The following is a 23,829-nucleotide window of genomic DNA, read 5'->3' on the forward strand; positions in this document are numbered from 1 at the left end:
GGCAAGGGCTTCCGGTCGAGGGCTTCCGGGCGTGACGAGGGCTGGGCTTCGAGCGTCCGGAATCGCTGGGGTGACGTTTCCCGCAGCCGATGGAGTGCCCGGTCCGGGGCCGGTTGTCAGTCCGCCCCGATAACCTCGTATGTGTGTCGTCCCTTGCGCTGTACCGCCGCTACCGCCCCGAGTCGTTCGCCGAGGTCATCGGTCAGGAGCATGTCACTGACCCGCTGCAGCAGGCCCTGCGGAACAACCGGGTCAATCACGCGTACCTGTTCAGCGGTCCGCGAGGCTGTGGCAAGACGACCAGCGCGCGCATCCTCGCGCGCTGTCTGAACTGTGAGCAGGGGCCCACGCCCTCGCCCTGCGGGGAGTGCCAGTCCTGCCAGGACCTCGCGCGCAACGGGCCGGGATCGATCGATGTGATCGAGATCGACGCCGCCTCGCACGGTGGTGTGGACGATGCCCGTGACCTGCGGGAGAAGGCGTTCTTCGGGCCCGCATCGAGTCGTTACAAGATCTACATCATCGACGAGGCGCACATGGTCACCTCGGCGGGGTTCAACGCCCTGCTGAAGGTGGTCGAGGAGCCGCCGGAGCACCTCAAGTTCATCTTCGCGACCACGGAGCCCGAGAAGGTCATCGGCACCATCCGGTCGCGTACCCATCACTACCCGTTCCGGCTCGTGCCGCCCGGGACGCTGCGTGAGTACCTCGCCGAGGTGTGCGGCAAGGAGAACAGCCACGTCGAGGACGGGGTGCTCCCGCTCGTCGTGCGGGCCGGTGCCGGATCCGTGCGTGACTCGATGTCGGTCATGGACCAGCTGCTGGCCGGCGCCGCCGACGACGGTGTGACATACGCCATGGCGACGTCCCTGCTCGGTTATACGGACGGCTCCCTGCTCGACTCGATCGTGGACGCCTTCGCGGCGGGCGACGGTGCCGCCGCCTTCGAGGTCGTGGACCGGGTGATCGAGGGCGGCAACGACCCGCGCCGGTTCGTCGCCGACCTCCTGGAGCGGTTGCGCGACCTGGTGATCCTGGCCGCCGTGCCGGACGCCGGGGAGAAGGGCCTCATCGACGCACCGGCCGACGTCGTCGAGCGGATGCAGGCCCAGGCGTCCGTCTTCGGCGCCGCCGAGCTCAGCCGCGCCGCCGACCTGGTGAACGAGGGACTGACGGAGATGCGGGGCGCGACCTCGCCGCGGCTGCAGGTCGAGCTGATCTGCGCCCGGGTGCTGCTGCCCGCGGCCTTCGACGACGAGCGTTCCCTCCAGGCCAGGCTCGACCGGCTGGAGCGGGGCGCGTCCTTCGCCACCACCGGGCCGGGGCCCTCGATGGGGTACGTGCCCGGGCCCGAGGCACTGGCACACGCCCCGGCCGCACCGCAGGCACACGCCCCGGTCGCGCCTCCGGCCGCTGCCCCCGCGCCGCCCGCCTACGCGCAGCCGGAGGCCGGATCGGGGCCCGCAGCCGCGCGTGCGGCTGCGCGTGGGGACGCGCCCCCGGCCGCTCCCGCACCGGCTGCTCCCGCGCCTGCCCCCGCTCCCGTGCAGCCGCCGCCCGCCGAGGCGCCGGTGGCCGGACAGCGGCCCGGCGCCTGGCCCGCCGCCGCCGCGCCCGAGCAGGGCCGGCGCCCCGGAGGCTGGCCCACCGCCTCCACCCCGGGTCAGGCCCCCGCGCCCCAGGCCGCCGCCCCCGCACCGGCTCCCACCACACCCGCCGCCGCTCCGGCGCCCGCCGCCGAGCCCGCTCCGGGTGCGACACAGGGCGCCGCGCAGGTGCGCAACATGTGGCCCGACATCCTGGAGGCGGTCAAGGGCCGCCGCCGGTTCACCTGGATCCTGCTCAGCCAGAACGCCCAGGTCACCGGCTTCGACGGCAGCACCCTGCAGATCGGCTTCCTCAACGCCGGCGCCCGCGACAACTTCGCGAGCAGCGGCAGCGAGGAGGTGCTGAAGCAGGCCCTGGCCGAGCGGTTCAACGCGCAGTGGAAGATCGAGGCGATCGTCGACCCGTCGGGCGGCGCCGGACAGCCCCCGCCGGTCGGCGGCGGCCGCCCCTCCGCGTCCGCGCCGCCGGCACCGCAGCGCCCCGCAGCCCCCGCCCCGCAGCAGTACGAGCCCCGGCCCGCGCCGGAGCGGCAGCAGCCCGGCGGCTCCGCCCCGGAACCCGCACCCCCGTCGTACACCGCTCCCGAACCACCCCGGTCGGTCGCCCCCGAGGACGACACCCCCGAGGCCGACGACCCCGACCTCGTCGACTCCGCACTGTCAGGCCATGACCTGATCGTCCGCGAACTGGGCGCCACGGTCGTCGAGGAGTTCACCAACGAGTGACGAGCAGGGCGCGCGGCGGGCCCCCTGCCGCGTGCGGCCTCCGCCCCGCCCGTCCGGGCCCCTGCCGTGTGTGGCCTTCGCCCCGCCCGTCCGGGCCCCTGCTTGTCCAAGGAGCGGCGTCCGTCAAGGGGGCGGTGCCCCGGCGGCTAGGCTGCACCCCGTGAAGGTCCTCGTCATCGGCGGCGGCGCCCGCGAACACGCCCTGTGCCGCTCTCTCTCCCTCGACCCCGACGTCACCGCTCTGTACTGCGCTCCCGGCAACGCCGGCATCGCAGAGGTGGCCGAACTGCACCCGGTCGACGCCCTCGACGGCGCTGCCGTCGCGCGCCTCGCCACCGAACTGGGCGCCGAGCTGGTGGTCGTCGGCCCGGAGGCACCGCTTGTCGCCGGGGTCGCCGACGCCGTGCGCGCCGCCGGCGTCCCCTGCTTCGGCCCGTCCGGAAAGGCTGCCCAGCTCGAGGGTTCCAAGGCCTTCGCCAAGGACGTGATGGCCGGAGCGGGCGTCCCGACTGCCCGCAGCTACGTCTGCACCACTCCCGCGGAGATCGACACCGCCCTCGACGCGTTCGGCGCCCCGTACGTCGTCAAGGACGACGGCCTCGCCGCCGGCAAGGGCGTCGTCGTCACCGACGACATCGAGGCGGCCCGTGCCCACGCGCTGGCCTGTGACCGCGTGGTCATCGAGGAGTTCCTCGACGGCCCCGAGGTGAGCCTCTTCGCGATCACCGACGGCACCACCGTGCTGCCGCTCCAGCCCGCCCAGGACTTCAAACGGGCCCTCGACAACGACGAGGGTCCGAACACCGGCGGCATGGGCGCGTACTCCCCGCTGCCGTGGGCCGACCCGAAGCTGGTCGACGAGGTCATGGAGTCGGTCCTCCAGCCGACCGTCGACGAGCTCCGCCGCCGCGGCACGCCGTTCTCCGGGCTGCTCTACGCGGGCCTCGCGATCACCTCGCGCGGCGTACGGGTCATCGAGTTCAACGCGCGCTTCGGCGACCCGGAGACCCAGGTGGTCCTGGCCCGTCTGAAGACCCCGCTGGCCGGCGTCCTGCTCGGCTCCGCCAACGGGACCCTGGACGAGCTGCCCCCGCTGAAGTGGCGCGACGAGGCCGCGGTCACCGTGGTCATCGCCTCCCACAACTACCCGGACACCCCGCGGACGGGCGACCCGATCGAGGGGCTCGACGAGGTCGCGGCACAGGATGCGCCGCACGCGTACGTCCTGCACGCCGGTACCCGGCAGGACGGCGACAAGGTCGTCAGCGCGGGCGGCCGTGTGCTCTCCGTGACCGCGACCGCCAAGGACCTCGCGGGTGCCCGTGAGCGTGCCTACACGGCGGCTGCCCGCATCCGGCTCGACGGCTCCCAGCTGCGGACAGACATCGCCAAGAAGGCCGCGGAGGCCTGACCCGTATCGGTCGGAGAGGGCCGCGGAGGCCTGACCCGTACCGCCCCGGCCAACCACTGGCGCGCCGCTGCCCATCGGGCAGCGGCGCGCCAGCACCTTTACCCAAAGCCATTCCATCGAGTGACGGCTGAGCCATCCGGATGACGCCCGCCGAAGCCCCAACTAGGGTGCGGCGCAGGCGTTCCGGCACTTGGCCCACCGGCATTGCGATGTCAGTGACGGGTGCCACAGTGGGGGAGTGAGCAACACCGCCGTGGGGGCAGAGGGGGTGACGTCCGGCCGTGTCCGGTACCGGTACAGGTGAGGAGCTGGGTGCGCAGGCAGCGCGCGCCCGGGCTCTCGTGCTGCTGCGCATCCGCAGCAGGGCAACGGCAGTAGCGCTGCTGCCGGCCGCGTTCGCCGTCGTGCTGTTCGCCGCGGGCGCACAGGGCTTCGCCGAGGGCAGCGGCTGGGACGCGGTGCGCTGGGCCGTGACGGCCTGTGCCGTCCTCGTCCTGCTCGTCGCCGCGGCCGTCGCGATCGCGGTCGTACGGGCGAAGCCGGCGGTCAGCCCGACCGTCCCGCTCAGCGAGGAGGCCGCGCCGGATCTCTACCGGCTGGTGCGCGACCTGGCGGAGCGGCTCGGCGTGCCCGCGCCCTCGGCCATAGCGCTCACACCCGACTGCGACAGCTGGCTGGAGGACCGTACCCACCCGGCTGCGGACCGCGCGGCCCGCGAGGCCGCGAACCGGGACCGGAGCGGACCGGCGGACGGTTCGGGCCCTGGGCCGAGGCGCGGTCGCCGGGTCCAGGCGGCACCCGTGCTGGTGATCGGCTCCCCGTTCCTCTGGTGGATGCGGGTCGCCGAGCTACGGGCGGTGCTCGCCCCGGTCGTGGCCGGCACAGGACCCTCCGCCCACCCCGACATAGCCGCGGCCCGGCGTTTCGTCCGCGGGCTGGACGGTGCGGTCGCCGATGCGGCGGCACCCGTCCAGGGGGCGCTGCGCAAGGTTCTGCGGCTGCCCGGCCGCTTCGTTGGCCGGATCGCCCGGTTGCTGCTGCGCAGTTGCCGTGGCCATGCGACCGAGATGGAGCGGGGTGTGGCCGCCGCCGCTTCGACGCGGGCACAGGCCGTGGACTACGGGCTGCGGGTCGTCGCCCAGGAACAGGTCGGTCTCGCCTACGCGGGCTGGGACCGGCTGCTCACCCGCGTCGCGCTTCCCGCCTGGCGGATGGGGCGCTGGCCCTCCCGGCTGGATGCGGGCGTCGTCTCCGCCCTCACCGAGCTCTCCCGCCGTGACCGGCTGGCCGAGGGGTTCACCACCCGGCTCGGCGAGCGTCCCGCATGCGACCTCCTGGAGGAGCCGGGAGCGGCCGACGAGGCGGCGTCCCTGCTGGCCGCGAGGCTCTTCCACGGCGGCCCCGCGGAGACCGGGCCCGACTGGGCCCCGGTGGACTGGCAGCAGTATCCGGAAGAGGTCGTCGACCGGAAGTGGCGTTCCGAGGCGGCCCGGCTGCACCGGGTCCTGGACAGCATGGGTGTACCTCCCGCCGCAGGCACCGGTTCCGACACCGCGTGCGCGGGGGTGCCCACACTGGCGCGCGTCGTCGAGCACCTCGCCGCGGGCCAGGACGGCGCTGAGGAGCTCGCGGCCGGTGTCAGCGCGGCCGTGGCCCGGGACGAGGCACAGGCCCCGCAGCCGGTCAGCGGGGGCGCAGGGGGCGCGGGCGGCGATGTGCTGGATCTGTGGGGGCCCGATCCGCTCCCGCTCTTCCCGCTCCAGCCGCCCCGTACCGGTACCGAACTGCTGGCGGACCATGTCGCGGCGATGGTCTGCTGCGCCGCGGTCGACACGGCGGGCGCGGCGCCCGGGCTGGACTGGCTCGACGGACCCGCACTCCTGGTGGACGGTGCACGTCCGGCCGACCTCGGCAGTCCGGTCCTCAGCCTGGTCGAGGACGGGGACGCGGGGCCGTTGCGGTCCTGGCTCGCCTCGGTCGGCGTACGTACCGACAAGCCCGTGCGTCTCGTCTGAAACACGTGAAGGCGGACGGCTGTTCAGGCCGACCGCCCCCGATACCCGGAACGTCAGGTTCCGTTCACGTCAATTCGCGACGAACGGTGACGGAGTGCATGCGTTATGTGATGTGCTGGGGATCGGCGCTGACAGTCGGCGCACCACTGTTGTTCCGGGGGCCTGAGGGAGGGATGCGTCATGGGGGCGGAGCAGATTCGTCGTTGGGAGTCGGGTGCCCTGGCACATGCCGTCACCGATCCCTTCGGTCAGGGGCCACTTCCCTGGCTGCGCGGGAGTGAGAACTACCTCGACGACACCGGTCAGGTCGTGCCCTGGTACGCCGACCCCACCCTGCCCCGCGGCTCCACCGGCGGAGGCACCCGCACCGCCGACGACGTCCGCCGCCAGATCAAGGGATTCAGCTCCACCGGCGCCGCGGCCCCCGGCGAGGCGATCGACTTCCACATCACCGTGGACCCGCCCCAGCAGTTCTCCGTGGACATCTACCGGATCGGCCACTACGGGGGCGACGGCGCCGCGAAGATCAGCACGAGCCCGCGGCTCTCCGGCATCGTCCAGCCGGCTCCCCTCACCGCCGACCGCACGGTCTCCTGCCACCACTGGTGGCAGTCCTGGCGGCTGCAGATCCCGACGTACTGGTCGATCGGCGCGTACGTCGCCGTGCTCACCACGGTCGACGGCCACCGCTCCCACATCCCCTTCACCGTCCGCGACGACCACCCGGCCGACCTGCTGCTGGTGCTTCCGGACATCACGTGGCAGGCGTACAACCTCTATCCCGAGGACGGTGTGACCGGCGCCAGCCTCTACCACGCCTGGGACGAACAGGGCCGGCTGCTGGGGGAGGAGGACGCGGCGGTCACCGTCTCCTTCGACCGCCCTTACGCGGGCGCCGGGCTTCCGCTCCACGTCGGCCATGCCTACGACTTCATCCGCTGGGCCGAGCGCTACGGCTACGACATCGCCTACGCCGACACCCGTGACCTGCACGCGGGCCGGATCGACCCGACGCGCTACCGGGGTCTCGTCTTCCCCGGCCATGACGAGTACTGGTCGGTGCCCATGCGCCGCACCGCCGAGCGCGCCCGCGACAACGGCACGTCCCTCGTCTTCCTCTCCGCCAACACCATGTACTGGCAGGTCAGCCTCGCGCCGTCGCCCTCGGGCGTCCCCGACCGGCTGCTCAGCTGCCGCAAGCGCCGGGGCCCGGGCAAGCCCGCGCTCTGGCGCGAGCTCGACCGCCCCGAGCAGGAACTGCTCGGCATCCAGTACGCGGGCCGGGTACCCGACCCCCACCCGCTGGTCGTGCGGAACGCGGAGCACTGGCTCTGGGACGCGACCGGCGCCACCGAGGGCGATGAGATCGACGGCCTGGTCGCGGGCGAGGCCGACCGCTACTTCCCCCGCACGACGCTTCCCGAGCACGACAGCCGCATCCTGCTCGCACACTCCCCGTACCAGGACAGCGACGGGGTGACACGCCACCAGGAGACCTCCCTGTACCGGGCCCCGTCGGGTGCGCTCGTCTTCGCCTCCGGGACCTTCGCCTGGTCTCCGGCCCTGGACCGCCCCGGCCATGTGGACCCGCGGATCCAGCGGGCGACCGCCAACCTCCTCGACCGCATCTGCAAGCGCGCCTGACCATACGGCCGCCCCCACCCGTTCCTGGCAGCGCGTCCGCACCCCCTGCGCGGCTGTCCGCACCCTGATACGGGACAATCGGAGCAGCTCCTGGATCAACCTACGCGGAGGCAGCGTGTCCGGATTTGTAGAAAAGCCCGAGCCCGTGCAGGTTCCGGGGCTCACCCACCTGCACACAGGCAAGGTGCGCGACCTGTACCGGAACGAGGCGGGTGACCTCGTCATGGTCGCCAGCGACCGGATGTCCGCGTACGACTGGGTCCTGCCCACCGAGATCCCGGACAAGGGCCGCGTCCTGACCCGGCTCTCGCTGTGGTGGTTCGACCAGCTCGCCGACCTCGTGCCGAACCACGTCCTGTCCACGGAACTGCCCGCCGGAGCCCCGGCGGACTGGGCCGGCCGCACGACGATCTGCAAGTCGCTGCGGATGGTCCCGGTCGAGTGTGTCGCCCGCGGCTATCTGACCGGCTCCGGCCTGGTCGAGTACAACGCGTCCCGCACCGTCTGCGGCCTCGCCCTTCCCGAGGGCCTCGTCGACGGCTCCGAGCTGCCGGCGCCGATCTTCACCCCCGCCACCAAGGCGGCCGTCGGCGATCACGACGAGAACGTGAGCTACGAGGAAGTGGCCCGCCAGGTCGGAGCCGAGACCGCCGCGCAGCTGCGCCGCACGACCCTGGACGTATACAGCCGGGCCCGCGACATTGCCCGCGAGCGCGGGATCATCCTCGCGGACACGAAGTTCGAGTTCGGCTTCGCGCCCACCGCCGACGGCGGCGAGGAACTGATCATCGCGGACGAGGTGCTCACCCCGGACTCCTCCCGCTTCTGGCCGGCCGCTGGCTGGGAGCCGGGCCGAGCCCAGCCGTCGTACGACAAGCAGTTCGTGCGCGACTGGCTGACCTCACCGGCCTCCGGCTGGGACCGCAAGAGCGAGCAGCCGCCGCCGGCGCTGCCCCAGGAGATCGTGGACGCGACCCGCGCCAAGTACCTGGAGGCGTACGAACTGCTCACGGGCACCCCCTGGAACTAGGGCGTCCCGGCACACGAAGAAGCCCCCGGCCGAAAGGCCGGGGGCTTCTTGCTGAACCGAGCGGACGACCAGGTTCGAACTGGCGACCTCAACCTTGGCAAGGTTGCGCTCTACCAACTGAGCTACGTCCGCAAGCGCCGAAGCGCGAGGACTACTATACCCATCCCCGCTCGCGTGCGAGACGCACTGCGGCATGACGGTTCTCCGCCCCGAGCTTCGCGGCCGCCGCCGAGAGGTAGTTGCGTACCGTCCCCTGTGACAAGGACGCCCGTTCCGCGATCTCGGCGACCGGCGCCCCGTCGGCCGCCAGTTCCAGTACCTCGGCCTCGCGCACGGTCAGTGGCGAGTCCCCGGCGGCAATGGCGTCGGCCGCCAACTCCGGGTCCACATAACGGTTTCCGGCATGCACGGTGCGGATGATGCCGGCCAGTTGTCGCGCGCTGACCGTCTTCGGTACGAACGCCCGCACGCCCGCTGCGAGGGCTCTCTTGAGATGACCCGGGAGGCCATGACTCGTCACGATCATGGTTCTGCAACCCGGGAGTTCGGACCGTATCGATGTGGCGACGCTCACACCGTCCGCCCCCGGCATCTCCAGATCCAGCACCACCACGTCGGGGCGGTGTGCCCGGGCCATGGCCAGTGCCTCGGGGCCGGTCGCGGCCTCGGCGACCACCACCAGGTCGTCCTCAAGCGCGAGCAGGGCGGCGAGCGCGCCCCGGATCAGGTGCTCGTCATCGGCGAGCAGTACGCGTACCGCGGTCATCGTCGTTCCTCCAGAAGGGCCGTACGCGATCGGTCACCGGCAGCCGCGTACGGGACGTCAGCGGATTCCGCGCGGGCCAGCGGGATCCGCGCGCTCAGCCGGAACAGGCCGTCCGCTGCCGGACCCGCCTCCAGCGCCCCGTCGAGTGCACCGAGCCGTTCGCGCAGTCCGGCCAGCCCGGAACCCGTTCCCTCCGGAGCTGCCGCAGGCGCCCCGTCGTTCTCCACGTCCAGCACCACCGCGTCCGCCGTGACGCCGAGACGGATGGTGCAGCGGCCCGGATCGCCGTGCCGCAGGACATTGGTCGCGGCTTCACGCACCACCCAGCCGAGCGCCGACTGGACGGGCCCGGGCAGCCCCGTACCGTCGCTGCCCGTCACCGCGCACTTGATGCCCGCTGCCTGCAACACCCCTTGAGCCCCGGCCAGTTCTGTCGTCAGATCGGCTTCCCTGTACCCGCGTACGACGTCGCGGACTTCCTGCTGCGAGGCTCGGGCTATCCGCTGCACCTCGACCATCTGGTCCAGCGCCTCGGGCCTGCCCCGCTGCGCGAGCTCCACCGCCAGTTCGCTCTTCAGCGCGATCACCGCGAGATTGCGGCCCATCACGTCGTGCAGGTCCCGCCCGAACCGCAGCCGCTCCTCGGCCACAGCGAGCCTGGCCTGCACGTCCCGGGCATCCTCGGCCTGCCACATCACGCTCAGGCTCCATGCGCTGGGACGTACCGAGATCAGGACCAGCACGCAGCCGAAGAGCGTGGCCGGCGCGACGCCGGCCAAGGTTCCGCCCCGTACCCCGGCCGCGGCGAGTGCGCCGGTGGTCAACGCGGTGAGGAAGAGCGACTCGATCATGAACGTGCGGACCGGAACCAGGAGCACCCTCGTGATCACCAATGCCATGGGCGTGTTCAGGCCCATGAGGAGCAGTCCGGCGCCGGCTACGCCGTCCACCGCGGCCAGCGTCGCCAGCAGGCTCACCTGGAGCACCAGCAGGGCCAGTGGTGCCAGCATCCGCCGTCCGGGGAAGACGGAAATACCGAGGTAGTGCGCGTACGACGACTGCACATTGCGGTTGCTCAGCAGACACTGCGCCATGCTCACCAGGAACAGAGCCGCGCCCAGTGCCAGCGGGAGTGGTTCATGGCGGATGTCCGACTTGAAGGGGGCCAGCTGCCAGCACAGGGTGAAGAGCCAGGGCATCGAGGAGATGGTCATCCGCGAGTACAGATCGATCCGCTCCAGCTTGCTGCGCTCCTGCCAGCTGCGGCGCCATCCCCGTACGTGCATCAACGCGCCACAACCTCTCTCAGCGTCGGGGATCCCAGCGGAACCACCGCTGCACAGCAAACACCGCGAGCGCCGTCCAGACCAGTCCGGTCAGTGCCGCCCCCAGCAGGTCAGCGCCCTCGGCGACGCCCAGCCAGCCCGAACGTACGAGCGTCATCACGCCGGTCAGCGGCAGGAACTCGCAGGCCGACGCGAGCGGGTCGGGAAATATCTCCAGGGGGACGAAGAGCCCCGATCCCATCATCGAGACGAGGAACAGCGGCAACGTGGTGAGCTGTGCCGTCTGCACGGTGCGCGTCACTATGGAGGTGACCGCGGCCAGCACGGTCAGCAACACCACAGCCAGCAGCAGCCCCGCGAGGAGCAGTTCGGGCCGTCGCGGTGCGGTGACGCCGAAGAAGGCCGCGCCCGTCACGATGATCAGCACGGACTGCGTCAGGGCCAGAGCGGCCGAGGGCAGCGCGGTCCCGGTCAGGATCTCGCCGTCGCTGACCTCGCCGGTACGGAGCCGCTTCAGGACCAGGTCCTCGCGCCGGGCCACGTAGGCGGCGACCAGGTTCATGTAGACGGCCTGGATGAGTACCGTCCCGATGCCTCCGGTGAGCGCGGCTGCGGCGACCGTCAGCCCGGTCCCGCCTAGATCCACCTGTTCGAGCGTCGACTTCATCGCCATGATCATGGCCGAGGGCACCAGCAGCGCGACGATCACGGCCGTTCTGTTACGGGCGAGCAGTGTCATTTCGGCCCGGCCGAGAGCTATCAGCCGGCCCCGGGCCGTTGTCGTGGTCCGGACCGTCGCGGTCGGTGTGGTCGTTGCCGCAGTCGTCATGAGACGGTCACCCCTTCGGTCTCGGCGGCGGACTTTGCGATATCGAGGAATGCCTCTTCGAGTGAGGCGGACCGGGCGTCGAGGCCGGTCAGCGGAATGTCCGACTCTGCCGCCCAGCACAGCAGTTCGGTCAGCGACTCCTGGAGCCGATGGGTGCGGATTTCGACCCGTCGCCCCTCGGCCGCGGCGCGCAGGCCCAGCGGCAGCTGGCCCGGCGCGACCCCGACGGGCAGCTCGAACCGGATCCGCGCCGGGCGCGCGGCCGTCACCTCGGCGGTGGTGCCCGTGGTCACGATCCGGCCCCGGTGCATGATCGCCAGCCGGTCGGCGAGTGCCTCGGCCTCTTCCAGGTAGTGCGTGGTCAGCAGGATGGTGATGCCGTCCTCCTTGAGCCTCCGCACCAGCTCCCAGGTGTCTCGCCGCCCCTCGGCGTCCAGGCCGGTGGTCGGTTCGTCGAGGAAGAGCACCTCGGGCCGGCCGAGCAGCGCCAGCGCCAGGTCCAGCCGTCGCCGCTCGCCACCGGAGAGCTGCTTGACCCGGACCCCGGTCCGGTGGCCGAGCCCCACCAGTTCCAGAGCCTCGGCAGTCGGCCGGGCCCCGCTGGTGCAGCCTGCCCACATCCGTACGGTCTCCGCGGCGGTCAGGTCGGACGGGAAGCCACCCTCCTGAAGCATCACCCCGATCCGCGGCCGGACAGCGGCGCGATCGGCGTACGGGTCGTGGCCGAGCACCCGTATCGCGCCGCTGTCGGGACGGGCCAGCCCTTCGAGAAGTTCGACGGTGGATGTCTTGCCGGCGCCGTTCGTCCCGAGGAGGGCGAACAGTTCGCCACGTGCCACGGAGAACGAGACGCCGGTCACGGCCTCGAAGCCGCCCGCGTAGCTGCGCCGGACACCGTCCACCTCGATCACACAGGCCTGGGGAATTTCGTCGCTGGTCATGGACTCAACGTTTCCGCCCGGACCGGACCAGGAGCAGTGCGAGCTGTCATCACTGCCCATGACAAACGTCATGTATCGCCGGCTGATGGCAAACGCCATGTGTGAAGACGGCTGAAGAGGGGAGGGATATGCCCAGGCCCGAATACGACGAAGGCCCCGGTCGAAATCGACCAGGGCCTTCGATCAAGAGCGGACGACCAGGTTCGAACTGGCGACCTCAACCTTGGCAAGGTTGCGCTCTACCAACTGAGCTACGTCCGCATTGCAGCCACTCGGCTTTCACCGGTGGAGCGAGCACTACTCTACCTGATCCACTGGAGTGGTCGGGAAGAGTGATGCAGAGCGGGTGACAGGAATTGCACACTGCGCCTTCCCCCTGGAAGGGGGATGTTCTACTACTGAACTACACCCGCACGCTGCGTGAGGTTCGGCTTTGCGGCCTTGCCCCTCGGCGTGCTCCAGACTCTAGCCGACCTGCGGGGGTGTCGCGCAAGTCGGCTCCCGCGGGGTGTCGCCCGCATGGCCGGTGACGGGCGGTCCGATGCCCGCCGACCGGTCGGCCGGCACCGCGCGTCCGCTCAACTTGCTTCCTGGAACGCCTCGTAGACCTTCTTGGGGATCCGGCCCCGGGCCGGCACCTCCATCCGGTGCGAGCGTGCCCAGGCGCGGACGGCCGCCGGATCGGGCGCGAGCGAGGTGTGCCGGTACGAGACGGGAACCTTGCCGTGCTTGCCTGCGTTTGTCTGCTTCCGGCCGGCCGCCATGTACGGCGCCAGGACCTTGCGCAGCTTCTTTGCATTGGAGGGATTCAGGTCGATCTCGTACGACTTCCCGTCCAGGGCGAAGGTGACCGTTTCCGCCGCTGCTCCCCCGTCGATGTCGTCGGAGAGCGTGACCACTACGCGCTGAGCCACGGATATCGGTCCTTTCCTACGGCACCCTCGCCTGACATGCGTGGATGCCGGCCTTCCGGCTGCGAGCGCGGATGCGGGCCGACCGGTGTCGGCCGTTTAGGGGCTATGTTGCTTTCCCCGGTAATCATTTGTACAGCGGTGGGCCCTGCATTGTGAAGCCCGCCCAATTACCTGCGCGTGTCAACCTGATTTGCGTGCCGCTGGTGGGGATTTTTGTTGCAGGATTTTTCGCGCCTGTTGTCACGCCCGATATCCCGGCGTGATGTGGTCCGCATCCCGGTGTGATGTGACCCGCTCGATATCTACCCGCGTAGAATTTCCGGCCAGGTACGCTGAGTGGACCCGCGGGGGTCTGGGGAACCCCCCGGAGAAACAGCCGCACCACACCACCACACCGGGAGTGCCAGTGGCACGCGTCGTAGTCGACGTCATGCTCAAGCCCGAGATCCTCGACCCGCAGGGACAGGCTGTGCAGCGTGCGCTGCCCCGTCTCGGCTTCGAGGGAATCGCGGACGTACGTCAGGGAAAGCGTTTCGAGCTGGAGATCGAGGGGCCGGTCGATGACGCCGCGCTCGCTCGTATTCACGAGATGGCCGAGACGTTCCTCGCCAACACCGTGATCGAGGACTTCACCGTGAAGGTGGAGAAGGCCGAGGAGTCGAAGTGACTGCTCGTATCGGAGTCGTCACCTTTCCGGGCACGCTCGACGACCAGGACAGCCTTCGGGCCGTACGGGTCGCCGGCGCCGAACCCGTATCGCTGTGGCACCGCGACAAGGACCTGCACCAGGTCGACGCGGTCATCCTCGCGGGCGGTTTCTCCTACGGCGACTATCTGCGGGCCGGAGCCATCTCCCGCTTCTCGCCGGTCATGGAGACGGTGATCGAGCAGGCGAAGGCGGGCATGCCGGTTCTCGGCATCTGCAACGGCTTCCAGATTCTGACCGAGGCGCATCTGCTGCCCGGTGCGATGCTGCGCAACAACCACCTGCACTTCATCTGCCGCGACCAGAAGCTCCGCGTCGAGAACGCGGAGACGTCCTGGACCTCGGACTACTCCGCAGGCCAGGAAATCTCCGTACCGCTCAAGAACATGGACGGCCGCTACACCGCCGACGAGCGCACGCTCGACGAGCTGGAGGCCGAGGGCCGCGTCGCGTTCCGCTACATGGACGTGAACCCCAACGGCTCGCTGCGCGACATCGCCGGCATCACCAATGCCGCGGGCAACGTCGTCGGCCTGATGCCGCACCCGGAGCACGCCGTGGAGCCGCTGATCGGCACCGGTCGTACCGACGGTCTCGGTTTCTTCACCTCCATCATCAAGAAGCTGGTCAACGCATGAGCCTGGACACGGTCAAGCACGCGGCCGAAACCCCGGACGTGGAGCAGCCCTGGAAGGAGCTCGGCCTCAAGGAGGACGAGTACGCCAGGGTCCGCGAGATCCTGGGCCGCCGTCCCACCGGCGCCGAGCTCGCCATGTACTCCGTGATGTGGTCCGAGCACTGCTCCTACAAGAGCAGCAAGGTCCACCTCAAGCAGTTCGGCGAGAAGGTTCCCGAGAACGACGCGATGCTCGTCGGTATCGGTGAGAACGCCGGTGTGGTCGACGTCGGCCAGGGCTACGCGGTCACCTTCAAGGTCGAGTCGCACAACCACCCCTCGTACATCGAGCCCTACCAGGGCGCGGCCACCGGCGTCGGCGGCATCGTCCGCGACATCCTCGCCATGGGCGCCCGTCCGATCGCGGTCGTCGACCCGCTGCGCTTCGGTGCGGCCGACCACCCCGACACCCGGCGCGTCCTGCCGGGCATCGTCGCGGGCATCGGCGGCTACGGGAACTGTCTCGGCCTGCCCAACATCGGCGGCGAGGTCGTCTTCGACGCCTGCTACCAGGGCAACCCGCTCGTCAACGCCGGCTGCATCGGCGTGATGAAGCACGAGGACATCCACCTGGCCCAGGCCTCCGGCCCCGGCAACAAGGTGATCCTTTACGGCGCCCGCACCGGCGGTGACGGCATCGGCGGCGTCTCCGTGCTCGCCTCGGAGACCTTCGACGACACCAAGCCCACCAAGCGGCCCGCCGTCCAGGTCGGCGACCCGTTCCAGGAGAAGCTCCTCATCGAGTGCACCCTGGAGATCTTCAAGGAGAAGCTCGTCGCGGGCATCCAGGACCTCGGCGGCGCCGGGCTCTCCTGTGCCACGTCCGAGCTGGCCTCCGCGGGCTCCGGCGGCATGCGCGTCGAGCTGGACACCGTGCCGCTGCGCGACTCCTCCCTCTCGCCCGAGGAAATCCTCATGAGCGAGTCGCAGGAGCGCATGTGCGCGATCGTCGAGCCGCAGCACGTGGACCGCTTCCTGGAGATCTGCGAGAAGTGGGACGTCATCGCCACCGTCATCGGTGAGGTGACCGAGGGCTCCCAGCTGGAGATCTTCTGGCACGGCGAGCAGATCGTGGACGTGCCGCCGCGGTCCGTCGCCCACGAGGGCCCGACCTACCACCGTCCGTTCGCCCGTCCGTCCTGGCAGGACGCGCTGCAGGCCGACGACGCCGGCAAGCTGGCCCGCCCGGCCAACGGTGCCGAACTGCGCGAGCAGGTTCTGCAGCTGGTCTCCTCGCCGAACCAGGCGTCGAAGGCCTGGATCACGGACCAGTACGACCGGTTCGTGCAGGGCAACACCGTGCTCGCGATGCCCGAGGACGCAGGCATGGTCCGCATCGACGAGGAGTCCAACCTCGGCGTGGCCATGGCGACCGACGGCAACGGCCGGTACGCGAAGCTCGACCCGTACACCGGCGCGCAGCTCGCGCTGGCGGAGTCGTACCGCAACGTCGCCGCTTCCGGTGCGAAGCCGCTCGCCATTTCGGACTGCCTGAACTTCGGTTCGCCCGAGGACCCGGACGTCATGTGGCAGTTCGCCGAGGCCACTCGCGGCCTGGCGGACGGCTGCCTGGAGCTGGGGACCCCGGTCACCGGCGGCAACGTGTCCTTGTACAACCAGACCGGCGAGACGGCGATCCACCCGACGCCGGTCGTGGCCGTGCTCGGTGTGATCGACGACGTCACGCGGCGTACGCCGGTCGCCTTCAAGGAAGAGGGCCAGCTCCTCTACCTGCTGGGTGACACCCACGAGGAGTTCGGCGGCTCGGCCTGGTCCGAGGTCGTCCACCAGCACCTCGGTGGCATGCCGCCCAAGGTCGACCTGGGCCGCGAGAAGCTGCTCGGCGAGATCCTGATCTCGGCGTCCCGCGACGGCATGATCGACGCGGCGCACGACCTGTCCGACGGCGGCCTGATCCAGGCGGTCACCGAGTCCTGCCTGCGTGGCGGGAAGGGTGCCCGGCTGGTCGTGCCGGACGGACTGGACGCGTTCACGTTCCTGTTCTCCGAGTCGGCGGGACGCGCGATCGTCTCGGTCCCGCGCAGCGAGGAGCTCCGCTTCAACGACATGTGCGGGGCGCGAGGTCTGCCCGTGACCCGGATCGGCGTCGTGGACGGCGAGGAGATCGAGATCCAGGGCGAGTTCAGCATTCCGCTGGACGAGCTGCGTACGGCACACGAGGGGACGATCCCCGCGCTGCTCGCGTAGCCCGGCGGACACGTCCGTCACCCTTCGCGCAGGCCCCCGCCCGGTTTCGACCGGGTGGGGGCTTGCGCGTGGCGTGAACAGTTCGGCGAACGAGGTGCCGAGCCACGGGACACACGGCTACGGGCGGACCTGCGCGATCGACATCGTGGCGGAGCCCGAGGTGGGGATCGGGGTGGCACGGTGGTGCACGCATCGCACGGCCGGCGTGACCACCTCAGCCGGAATTCCGGTCCCGCGTTGATCTGCCTGATGCTGACAGAGGCATGCGTACGGGATGTGCTCGGTCCGGGCGGCATGGTCGGGAACCAGCTGATGGACGATCCAGGAGTGGACGCAGCGACGTAGCGGTGGGAATTCCGTTCGCCTGGCGTGGGACAGGTCTTCCGGCCGACGGCGAGGCGTTCAGGGCCGGGGAAGCTGCGACGGGCGCCCTGTTCCGGATTCAGGTGCGCTGCAGGCCCTCGGAGGCCGGCTGGCCCGGAAGCCGAGCCGAGCGGCGGGTGGCGGGCGGTGGTGGTGCCGTAATGGCGGGAAGGGCCACTCTCCGCCTGGTCATGCACCTGGGCAGATATTTGCCTGGGTATAAGTTTCATCCTGGTACAGTGATGTCATGCTGACCGAGGGGATGGGCCTGCGCGAGCGCAAGAAGATCCAGACGCGACGCCGTCTGCTTGCCGAGGCCGCGAGTCTCTTCGGAGAGCGCGGGTTCGACCAGGTCTCCGTCGCGGAGATCGCCGAAGCGGCCGACGTGTCGAAGATGACCGTCTTCAACTACTTCGACAGCAAGGAAGACCTGGTTCTCGCTCCTATGGAGGAGCACATCGGGGACGTCGCCCAGGTGGTGCGGGACCGGGTGCGGGGCGAGTCCGTAGTGGCCGGCATGCGCCGCCAGTTCCTGGCCGCTGTCGAAAGCCGGGACCCGTCGGTCGGGATGAGTGACTCTCCGGTAGCGCTCGGGCTCCTCCAGTTGATCCAGCAGACGCCCGCACTGCTCACCCGTGCCCGCGCGTTCTTCGCCCGCAGCGACGAGTTGCTCGTCGACGTACTGGTCGAGGAGGGGGAGGACCGGGCCGTCGCGCGCATCGTGGCAGCCCAGCTGATCGGTACCCGTAACGCCCTGATCAGCGAGAACCACCGACGGTTGTTGGCCGGCGAGTCTGCTGAGGCCATCGCTTCGGATGCCGCGGTTCTTGCCGGGCGGGCGTTCGATCTGCTCGAGAACGGCCTGGGCGACTTCGCGACCCGGGCCTGACCCAGGGTCGGGCGGTGGTGGTGTCGTAGCCGGCGCTGTGGCATCGGGTGCGGCGGTACGCCGTAGGCTCCCGTCCATGCCGCCGTCCCAGAAGCGCGCCCGCCGCTACGACCCGGTCAGGACCCGTGCCGCCGTCCTGGCGCAGTTCTCCCAAATCCGGTCCGCCGTACGAACCCTGACTCCCGAGCAACTTGAACGGCCGAGCGGGCTCGGTGCGTGGACGGTGCGTGAGCTCGCCGTCCACCTGACCATGGCGCTCTCGCACGTCAGCAGAAACCTGGAGCTGCCCGAGCCCGTCCTCGCCAAGCCGGAGGTGACCTTGCTGGAGTGGCCGTTCTCCACGGCGGGCCGAGCCGGCCGGATCGCCGACGACACCGTGGCGCTTGCCGCCGCCCACCCCGATGTGGATGCGCTGTACGGCGAGGTGGCCGACCGGTTCGAGTCACTGGTGCCGGGCGCCTCCGAGGACCGGTTGCTGGCGACCCGGGTGGGTGCCATGCGGCTCGGGGACTTCCTGGTGACGCGCACCGTTGAGCTCGTGGTCCACACGTACGACCTCAACGAGGCGACCGGGTTGGGTATCCCGTACGACCGTCAGGCGCTCGCCGCCTGCACCCGGTTGCTCGCGGACGCCCTGGCGGAGAAGGCACCGGGGGGTTCGGTCGAGGTGCGGGTGCCGCCCTTCGCGGTGGTCCAGTGCGTCCAGGGGCCCCGGCACACCCGAGGTACGCCGCCCAACGTCGTCGAGACCGACGCGCTCACCTGGATCAGGCTCGCCACCGGACGTACGCAATGGGCACGCGAGCTCGACGAGGCCAAGGTCAGCGCCAGCGGTGAACGGGCGGATCTTGCTGCGCTGCTCCCCCTGATGGGGTGACGGGAACCGGATCGCCGGTGCCGGCCGTCCCATGGCCATGCACCGTCACAGTCTGGCTGTCAGCGTTCTGACCCTTCTCGCCCTTGCCGCCTGCGGTACGGAGCCGGGTCCCGGGGCCGACTCCGGCCACGAGTCCAGGACCGGTTCCGGCAGCAGTGGTGGCAGCGGCACCGTGCGGAGCGACGCACCGATCACCGGCATCCGCTGGGAAATCGAATCGGTGACGGTCAGCGGGAAGCGCTCTGCGGCCCCGGCCGGGGCCCATCTCGAAATCGACGCCAACGGGCGGGCGAGCGGGAACTACGGCTGCAACCGGTTCACCGCGGAGGCCCGGCTCGACGGTGACACGCTCACCGTCGAGCCGGGCACGACCACCGAGATGGGATGCGCGCCGGACATCCAGCGGTTCGAGGCCCTGCTCTCGCAGGCCTTCAGCGGCAAGCTCACCGTCGCGGCCAAGGGCGACAGACTCACCCTCACTACGGCGAAGGGCGGCACCATCGCGCTCACCGCACGGCCCCCGGCCCCGCTCACCGGAACGCGCTGGCGGATCACCACCCTGGTCTCCGGCTCCGTCGCCTCGTCCCTGCCCGCGGGTACGGCGAACAAGGCGCACCTCACGTTCGGCAAGGACGGCACCGTCCGGGGTGCCCTCGGCTGCAACAGCTTCCGCGGCACCGCGGACGTCTCCGGCACCACCATCGCCTTCGGCCGACTCGTCACCACCCGCAAGATGTGCCCGGACCCCGAGATGCGGCTGGAGCGCGCCCTGCTCGACGTGCTCGACGGGAAGCGGACGGCCTACGGGATCACCCACCGCACGCTGTCCCTCACCGCACCGGACGGCAAGGGACTCGCGGCCTCTGCTCCGGAGAAGGAGGAAGAGGGGTCGGAAGGGTAGAGAAGGTGATGCAGCGGCAGGGGATCAGGAGGTCTTCGGGTAGGGCAGCAGCCCGGCGTCCGTTCGTTCCCAAGCCGCCCGGAGTTCGGCCAGGAGCTCCGGCTCGGCGGCGGCCCGGTCTGCCTGCTCCCGCTGGTCCTGTGCCAGGTTGAAGAGCCGATCCGCCCCGCCCTTGCCCCGGTAGTACTTCCAGTCGCCGCGTCGCAGTGCCCGCTCCCCGCGGACCCGCCAGAACAGGTTCCGTTCCTTCGGCTGCTCGCCGCGCAGCAGGTATCCGGCCAGGCTGATGCCGTCGAGCGGGTAGGCCGGGTCGGGCCGTGCCCCGCCCAGCTCCAGCAGCGTCGCCGTCCAGTCGGGCGAGAACAGCGGCAGGTCGCTCACCTGGTGCGGATCGATCCTGGCGGGCCAGCGCAGCAGAGCCGGGACCCGGATACCGCCCTCCTGGAGGGAGCTCTTGTTGCCGGTGAGCGGCCACTGGTACGAGAAGCGCTCGCCGCCGTTGTCGCTGGCGAAGAAGACCAGGGTGTCCTCCTCCTGGCCGGACCGCTTCAGGGCCTTCAGCACCTCGCCGACCGACCGGTCCAGGTCCTCGACCATCTCCTTGTACTTGGCGAGCGAGCCCCCGTCGGTGTGGAACAGCCCCCCGAGGCCGCCCTCCTTGATCTTCCGTACGATCTCGGCGCTCTCGGCCGTGTCTCCCTCGGCGATCCAGGGCCAGTGGGGCGTGGTGAAGTTCAGGTTCAGCAGCCACGGCTTCTCGTGGTCGCGCTGTACGTACTCGCTCGCCCGCTCGGTGAGGATGCGGGTGTAGTACCGCAGGTCCTTGTACTCGGCATCGCCCTCGTAGAGGTCGTACTCGCCGCCGAGACCGAGCTTCGAGTAGTACTCCAGGGCGCCGCCGAAGTTGCCGAAGAACTCGTCCCAGCCGGACTTGGTCGGGCTGTAGTCCGGCAGATAGCCGCAGTGCCACTTCCCGATCAGCGCGGTCGCGTACCCGGTGCCGCGCAGCAGCGAGGCGAGGGTCGGGTGGGTGGGGTCGAGACCGACCGAGCGGTCTGCGATGGGTTCGGCGAGACCGCCCTTCGTGCGCCCGGGATAGCGGCCGGTGTACAGGCTGAACCGGGTCGGTGAGCAGGTCGCGGACCCGGCGTAGGCGTCGGTGAACCGCACGCCCTGCCGGCCGAGCCGGTCCAGGTTCGGGGTGCGGATGTCCGGCGACCCGTAGGCGGAGAGGTCGGCCCAGCCGAGGTCGTCCCCGAGGATGAAGAGGATGTTGGGCCGCCGCGAGTGCCGGCCCCGGGCCGCCCGGAAGGGCTGCTCGCGCGCTGCCGTCTCCGTCGGTGCGGCGGTGGCAGGGGTGGCGGGCAGGCCCACTGCGGCGGTCGCGGCCGTGGCGCCCACAGCCGTTCCGAAGGCGCGGCGCGTCAATGGATTGCCGGAACTGATGTTCGAATTGCGAAGAGGCATGACTGCTCCAGGGCAGGACTCGGCCGCGCGGGGCGGCAAAGGTGAAGGGGTCCGTCCCGCTCGTCGGCGGCGGGTGCCGAAACGGGTGCGGTGCGGGTGTGGAGGCGTGCGGGACCGGCTGCGCGGCCCCGGATGCGTGCGGGCCGGACGGCGAGTTACGGACGCGCAGAGGGCGCAGAGGGCGCAGGAGGCGTAAGCGGCGCAAGAAGTCTCGGGGGCCTCGAAGTCACTCGTTCACGAAGCCGCCAGCCCCGTCGAGCCCATCAAGCCCATTGCTCCTACCGGGCCCATCACTCCCGAGGCGCCCAGCGCGCTCGTCGAGAACGAGGCAACGAGACAACGGGAGAGCGAGGCAACGGGAGAACTGGGCAACGAGGCGACGAGACAGGGTGCCGACGAGCCGACGAGCCGACGAGCCGACGAGACAACGAGCCGACGAGCCAAAGAGATGAAGAGAAGCGAGAGCCCTCGCGCGCGCCGGTGACTCAGGCGTGGCGACAGATGGCGCTCGAAACACGTCCCAGATCGACGTGACGGCGCTCCATGAGCGTGATCGAGTGATCACCGAGGGGCTGCATGAGGCACGAGCCTGCCAACGCGGCATGCGCCTGTCAACGCCGGTCTCGCACTCCGGACGGTCCCTGCCGGGCCGGCCGATGGCTTTCCCGGCTTCCGCAGGAACCTCTTCGGGCGTCACCAGAAGCCGCATACCGGTCGCCCCCGCGGGCACCCGGTGTGAGGCTCGCCACGAAACGAGCGTTCGGCCACCCCGCGCGAGGCCGTGGCAGGGCTCCTCACGGAGTGCCACGAACCGGCCCGTCCGCTCTGTGGTTCCGTGGCCGGAACCTGTCGGTAACCTGCCGTCGATCCGGGCGGCAACTGCCCCGAGGCGGCTGCGGCCGGCCGTTCACCCTCGGGCGGTGATCACTGTGGGTCACTCTTCGGTGCGGCCCTGGAGGGGGTCCCGGGGGCGAATCTTCCGCAGTCCGGCGGGGCGTCCCCAATTCGGACCAGTGGTCGATCTCGCCTACACTCGGTGGCGTGCCTCGTGGTGATGGACGACTCAACCACGACCTGCTCCCCGGAGAGAAAGGCCCCCAGGACGCTTGCGGCGTCTTCGGTGTCTGGGCTCCGGGTGAAGAGGTCGCCAAGCTCACCTATTTCGGACTGTATGCCCTGCAGCACCGTGGACAGGAGTCCGCGGGCATCGCAGTGAGCAACGGGTCCCAGATCCTGGTCTTCAAGGACATGGGACTGGTCTCGCAGGTCTTCGATGAAACGTCTCTGGGATCGCTCCAGGGCCATATCGCGGTCGGTCATGCCCGCTACTCCACCACCGGTGCCTCGGTGTGGGAGAACGCGCAGCCGACGTTCCGTGCGACCGCGCACGGCTCGATCGCCCTGGGTCACAACGGCAACCTGGTCAACACGGCCCAGCTCGCCGAGATGGTCGCCGACCTTCCGCGCAAGGACGGCCGTGCCACCCAGGTCGCAGCGACCAACGACACCGACCTGGTGACCGCTCTGCTCGCCGGCCAGACCGACGACGACGGCAAGCCGCTCACCATCGAGGAGGCCGCCGCCAAGGTGCTTCCCGAGGTGCGGGGTGCCTTCTCCCTCGTCTTCATGGATGAGCACACCCTCTATGCGGCCCGTGACCCGCAGGGCATCCGCCCGCTGGTCCTCGGCCGGCTGGAACGCGGCTGGGTGGTGGCCTCCGAGTCCGCCGCCCTCGACATCTGCGGCGCCAGCTTCGTCCGCGAGATCGAGCCGGGCGAGCTCGTCGCCATCGACGAGAACGGCCTGCGTACCTCGCGCTTCGCAGAAGCGAAGCCCAAGGGCTGCGTTTTCGAGTACGTCTACCTGGCCCGCCCCGACACCGACATCGCCGGGCGCAACGTCTACCTCTCCCGGGTGGAGATGGGCCGCAGGCTGGCAGCCGAGGCCCCGGTCGAGGCCGATCTGGTCATAGCGACACCGGAATCCGGCACCCCCGCCGCGATCGGTTACGCGGAGGCCAGCGGCATCCCGTTCGGCGCCGGACTGGTGAAGAACGCCTATGTCGGCCGGACCTTCATCCAGCCGTCCCAGACCATCCGGCAGCTGGGCATCCGCCTCAAGCTGAACCCGCTCAAGGAAGTCATCAAGGGCAAGCGGCTGGTGGTCGTCGACGACTCGATCGTCCGCGGCAACACCCAGCGCGCACTCGTCCGGATGCTTCGCGAGGCCGGCGCCGCCGAGATCCACATCCGGATCTCGTCCCCGCCGGTGAAGTGGCCCTGCTTCTTCGGCATCGACTTCGCCACCCGCGCCGAGCTGATCGCCAACGGCATGTCCGTCGACGAGATCGCCACGTCGATGGGGGCCGACTCGCTCTCGTACATCTCGATCGACGCGATGATCGAGGCGACGACGATCGACAAGCCGAACCTGTGCCGCGCCTGCTTCGACGGTGAGTACCCGATGGAGCTTCCGGACCCGGAGCTGCTCGGCAAGCAGCTGCTGGAGACCGAGCTGGCGGCAGGCCCTGCGGCGACAGCCGCGGCCGACGCGCTGCGCCGTCCGTGACCCGG

At 70.4% G+C, this 23,829-nt stretch carries 19 protein-coding genes and 3 tRNA genes; 12 read left to right on the forward strand and 10 right to left on the reverse strand.

All coding sequences use genetic code 11. The features are described 5' to 3' along the window. Nucleotides 1-143: 143 nt before the first annotated feature. The 5 genes from OG446_RS19595 to OG446_RS19615 all read left to right on the forward strand — a co-directional run bounded on the left by OG446_RS19595 (nt 144) and on the right by OG446_RS19615 (nt 8,433). Nucleotides 144-2,333 (forward strand): DNA polymerase III subunit gamma and tau, encoded by a 2,190-nt coding sequence (locus OG446_RS19595; protein WP_328895272.1) that lies wholly within the window; start codon nt 144-146, stop codon nt 2,331-2,333. A gap of 160 nt (nt 2,334-2,493) precedes the next feature. Continuing rightward, entirely contained in the window at nt 2,494-3,744 is a 1,251-nt protein-coding gene (gene purD / locus OG446_RS19600; RefSeq protein WP_328895273.1) for a phosphoribosylamine--glycine ligase, read from the forward strand. Nucleotides 3,745-4,025: 281 nt separating this feature from the next. After that, entirely contained in the window at nt 4,026-5,759 is a 1,734-nt protein-coding gene (locus tag OG446_RS19605) for a hypothetical protein (protein ID WP_328895274.1), read from the forward strand. Between the two features lie 180 nt (nt 5,760-5,939). Further along, nucleotides 5,940-7,403, forward strand: coding sequence for a N,N-dimethylformamidase beta subunit family domain-containing protein (locus OG446_RS19610; protein ID WP_328895275.1), 1,464 nt, complete (start codon nt 5,940-5,942; stop codon nt 7,401-7,403). A gap of 115 nt (nt 7,404-7,518) precedes the next feature. Continuing rightward, complete coding sequence (locus tag OG446_RS19615; protein WP_328895276.1) at nt 7,519-8,433, forward strand: phosphoribosylaminoimidazolesuccinocarboxamide synthase; 915 nt, start codon at nt 7,519-7,521, stop codon at nt 8,431-8,433. Between the two features lie 59 nt (nt 8,434-8,492). Here OG446_RS19615 and OG446_RS19620 read toward each other — a convergent pair. From OG446_RS19620 to OG446_RS19655, 8 genes are all read right to left on the reverse strand, one after another. Then, a tRNA-Gly gene (locus tag OG446_RS19620) sits at nt 8,493-8,565 on the reverse strand. A gap of 22 nt (nt 8,566-8,587) precedes the next feature. Then, complete coding sequence (locus tag OG446_RS19625; protein WP_219568699.1) at nt 8,588-9,199, reverse strand: response regulator transcription factor; 612 nt, start codon at nt 9,197-9,199, stop codon at nt 8,588-8,590. Continuing rightward, on the reverse strand, nt 9,196-10,485 hold the full coding sequence (locus tag OG446_RS19630; protein WP_328895277.1) for a sensor histidine kinase: 1,290 nt from the start codon (nt 10,483-10,485) through the stop codon (nt 9,196-9,198). The genes OG446_RS19625 and OG446_RS19630 overlap by 4 nt, the downstream gene beginning before the upstream one ends. Before the next feature lie 19 nt (nt 10,486-10,504). After that, nucleotides 10,505-11,314, reverse strand: a complete 810-nt coding sequence (locus OG446_RS19635; protein WP_328895278.1) for an ABC transporter permease — start codon at nt 11,312-11,314, stop codon at nt 10,505-10,507. Next, on the reverse strand, nt 11,311-12,255 hold the full coding sequence (locus tag OG446_RS19640; protein ID WP_328895279.1) for an ABC transporter ATP-binding protein: 945 nt from the start codon (nt 12,253-12,255) through the stop codon (nt 11,311-11,313). The genes OG446_RS19635 and OG446_RS19640 overlap by 4 nt, the downstream gene beginning before the upstream one ends. A gap of 188 nt (nt 12,256-12,443) precedes the next feature. Then, nucleotides 12,444-12,516 (reverse strand) — tRNA-Gly (locus OG446_RS19645). A gap of 80 nt (nt 12,517-12,596) precedes the next feature. Further along, nucleotides 12,597-12,668 (reverse strand) — tRNA-Gly (locus OG446_RS19650). A 165-nt stretch (nt 12,669-12,833) separates the two neighbouring features. Continuing rightward, complete coding sequence (locus OG446_RS19655) at nt 12,834-13,169, reverse strand: histone-like nucleoid-structuring protein Lsr2 (RefSeq protein ID WP_328895280.1); 336 nt, start codon at nt 13,167-13,169, stop codon at nt 12,834-12,836. A gap of 406 nt (nt 13,170-13,575) precedes the next feature. Between OG446_RS19655 and purS the strand changes: the two genes are divergently transcribed. From purS to OG446_RS19685, 6 genes are all read left to right on the forward strand, one after another. Continuing rightward, nucleotides 13,576-13,836: a phosphoribosylformylglycinamidine synthase subunit PurS gene (gene purS / locus OG446_RS19660; RefSeq protein ID WP_136330173.1), complete on the forward strand. Its 261-nt coding sequence runs from the start codon at nt 13,576-13,578 to the stop codon at nt 13,834-13,836. Then, the gene (purQ, locus tag OG446_RS19665) at nt 13,833-14,513 is read left to right on the forward strand and encodes a phosphoribosylformylglycinamidine synthase subunit PurQ (protein WP_328895281.1); all 681 of its coding nucleotides are present in this window, start codon (nt 13,833-13,835) and stop codon (nt 14,511-14,513) included. The genes purS and purQ overlap by 4 nt, the downstream gene beginning before the upstream one ends. Beyond that, a complete protein-coding gene (gene purL, locus OG446_RS19670; protein ID WP_328895282.1) occupies nt 14,510-16,759 on the forward strand; it encodes a phosphoribosylformylglycinamidine synthase subunit PurL in 2,250 nt (749 codons plus the stop codon). Before purQ ends, purL begins: the two co-directional genes overlap by 4 nt. Before the next feature lie 613 nt (nt 16,760-17,372). Next, nucleotides 17,373-18,011: a TetR/AcrR family transcriptional regulator gene (locus tag OG446_RS19675; protein ID WP_328898346.1), complete on the forward strand. Its 639-nt coding sequence runs from the start codon at nt 17,373-17,375 to the stop codon at nt 18,009-18,011. A gap of 76 nt (nt 18,012-18,087) precedes the next feature. Next, the gene (locus tag OG446_RS19680) at nt 18,088-18,888 is read left to right on the forward strand and encodes a maleylpyruvate isomerase family mycothiol-dependent enzyme (protein ID WP_328895283.1); all 801 of its coding nucleotides are present in this window, start codon (nt 18,088-18,090) and stop codon (nt 18,886-18,888) included. Between the two features lie 37 nt (nt 18,889-18,925). Next, nucleotides 18,926-19,789, forward strand: coding sequence for an META domain-containing protein (locus OG446_RS19685; RefSeq protein WP_443050278.1), 864 nt, complete (start codon nt 18,926-18,928; stop codon nt 19,787-19,789). 24 nt (nt 19,790-19,813) lie between these two features. Here OG446_RS19685 and OG446_RS19690 read toward each other — a convergent pair whose 3' ends face one another. Both OG446_RS19690 and OG446_RS37210 read right to left on the reverse strand, forming a co-directional pair. Beyond that, a complete protein-coding gene (locus OG446_RS19690) occupies nt 19,814-21,256 on the reverse strand; it encodes a sulfatase family protein (RefSeq protein ID WP_328895285.1) in 1,443 nt (480 codons plus the stop codon). A gap of 485 nt (nt 21,257-21,741) precedes the next feature. Next, the gene (locus OG446_RS37210; protein ID WP_443050169.1) at nt 21,742-21,834 is read right to left on the reverse strand and encodes a putative leader peptide; all 93 of its coding nucleotides are present in this window, start codon (nt 21,832-21,834) and stop codon (nt 21,742-21,744) included. 463 nt (nt 21,835-22,297) lie between these two features. Between OG446_RS37210 and purF the strand changes: the two genes are divergently transcribed. Continuing rightward, the gene (gene purF / locus OG446_RS19695; protein WP_219568711.1) at nt 22,298-23,824 is read left to right on the forward strand and encodes an amidophosphoribosyltransferase; all 1,527 of its coding nucleotides are present in this window, start codon (nt 22,298-22,300) and stop codon (nt 23,822-23,824) included. Nucleotides 23,825-23,829: the final 5 nt, after the last annotated feature.

The sequence above is a fragment of the Streptomyces sp. NBC_00236 genome (assembly GCF_036195045.1).
GTDB lineage: Bacteria > Actinomycetota > Actinomycetes > Streptomycetales > Streptomycetaceae > Streptomyces.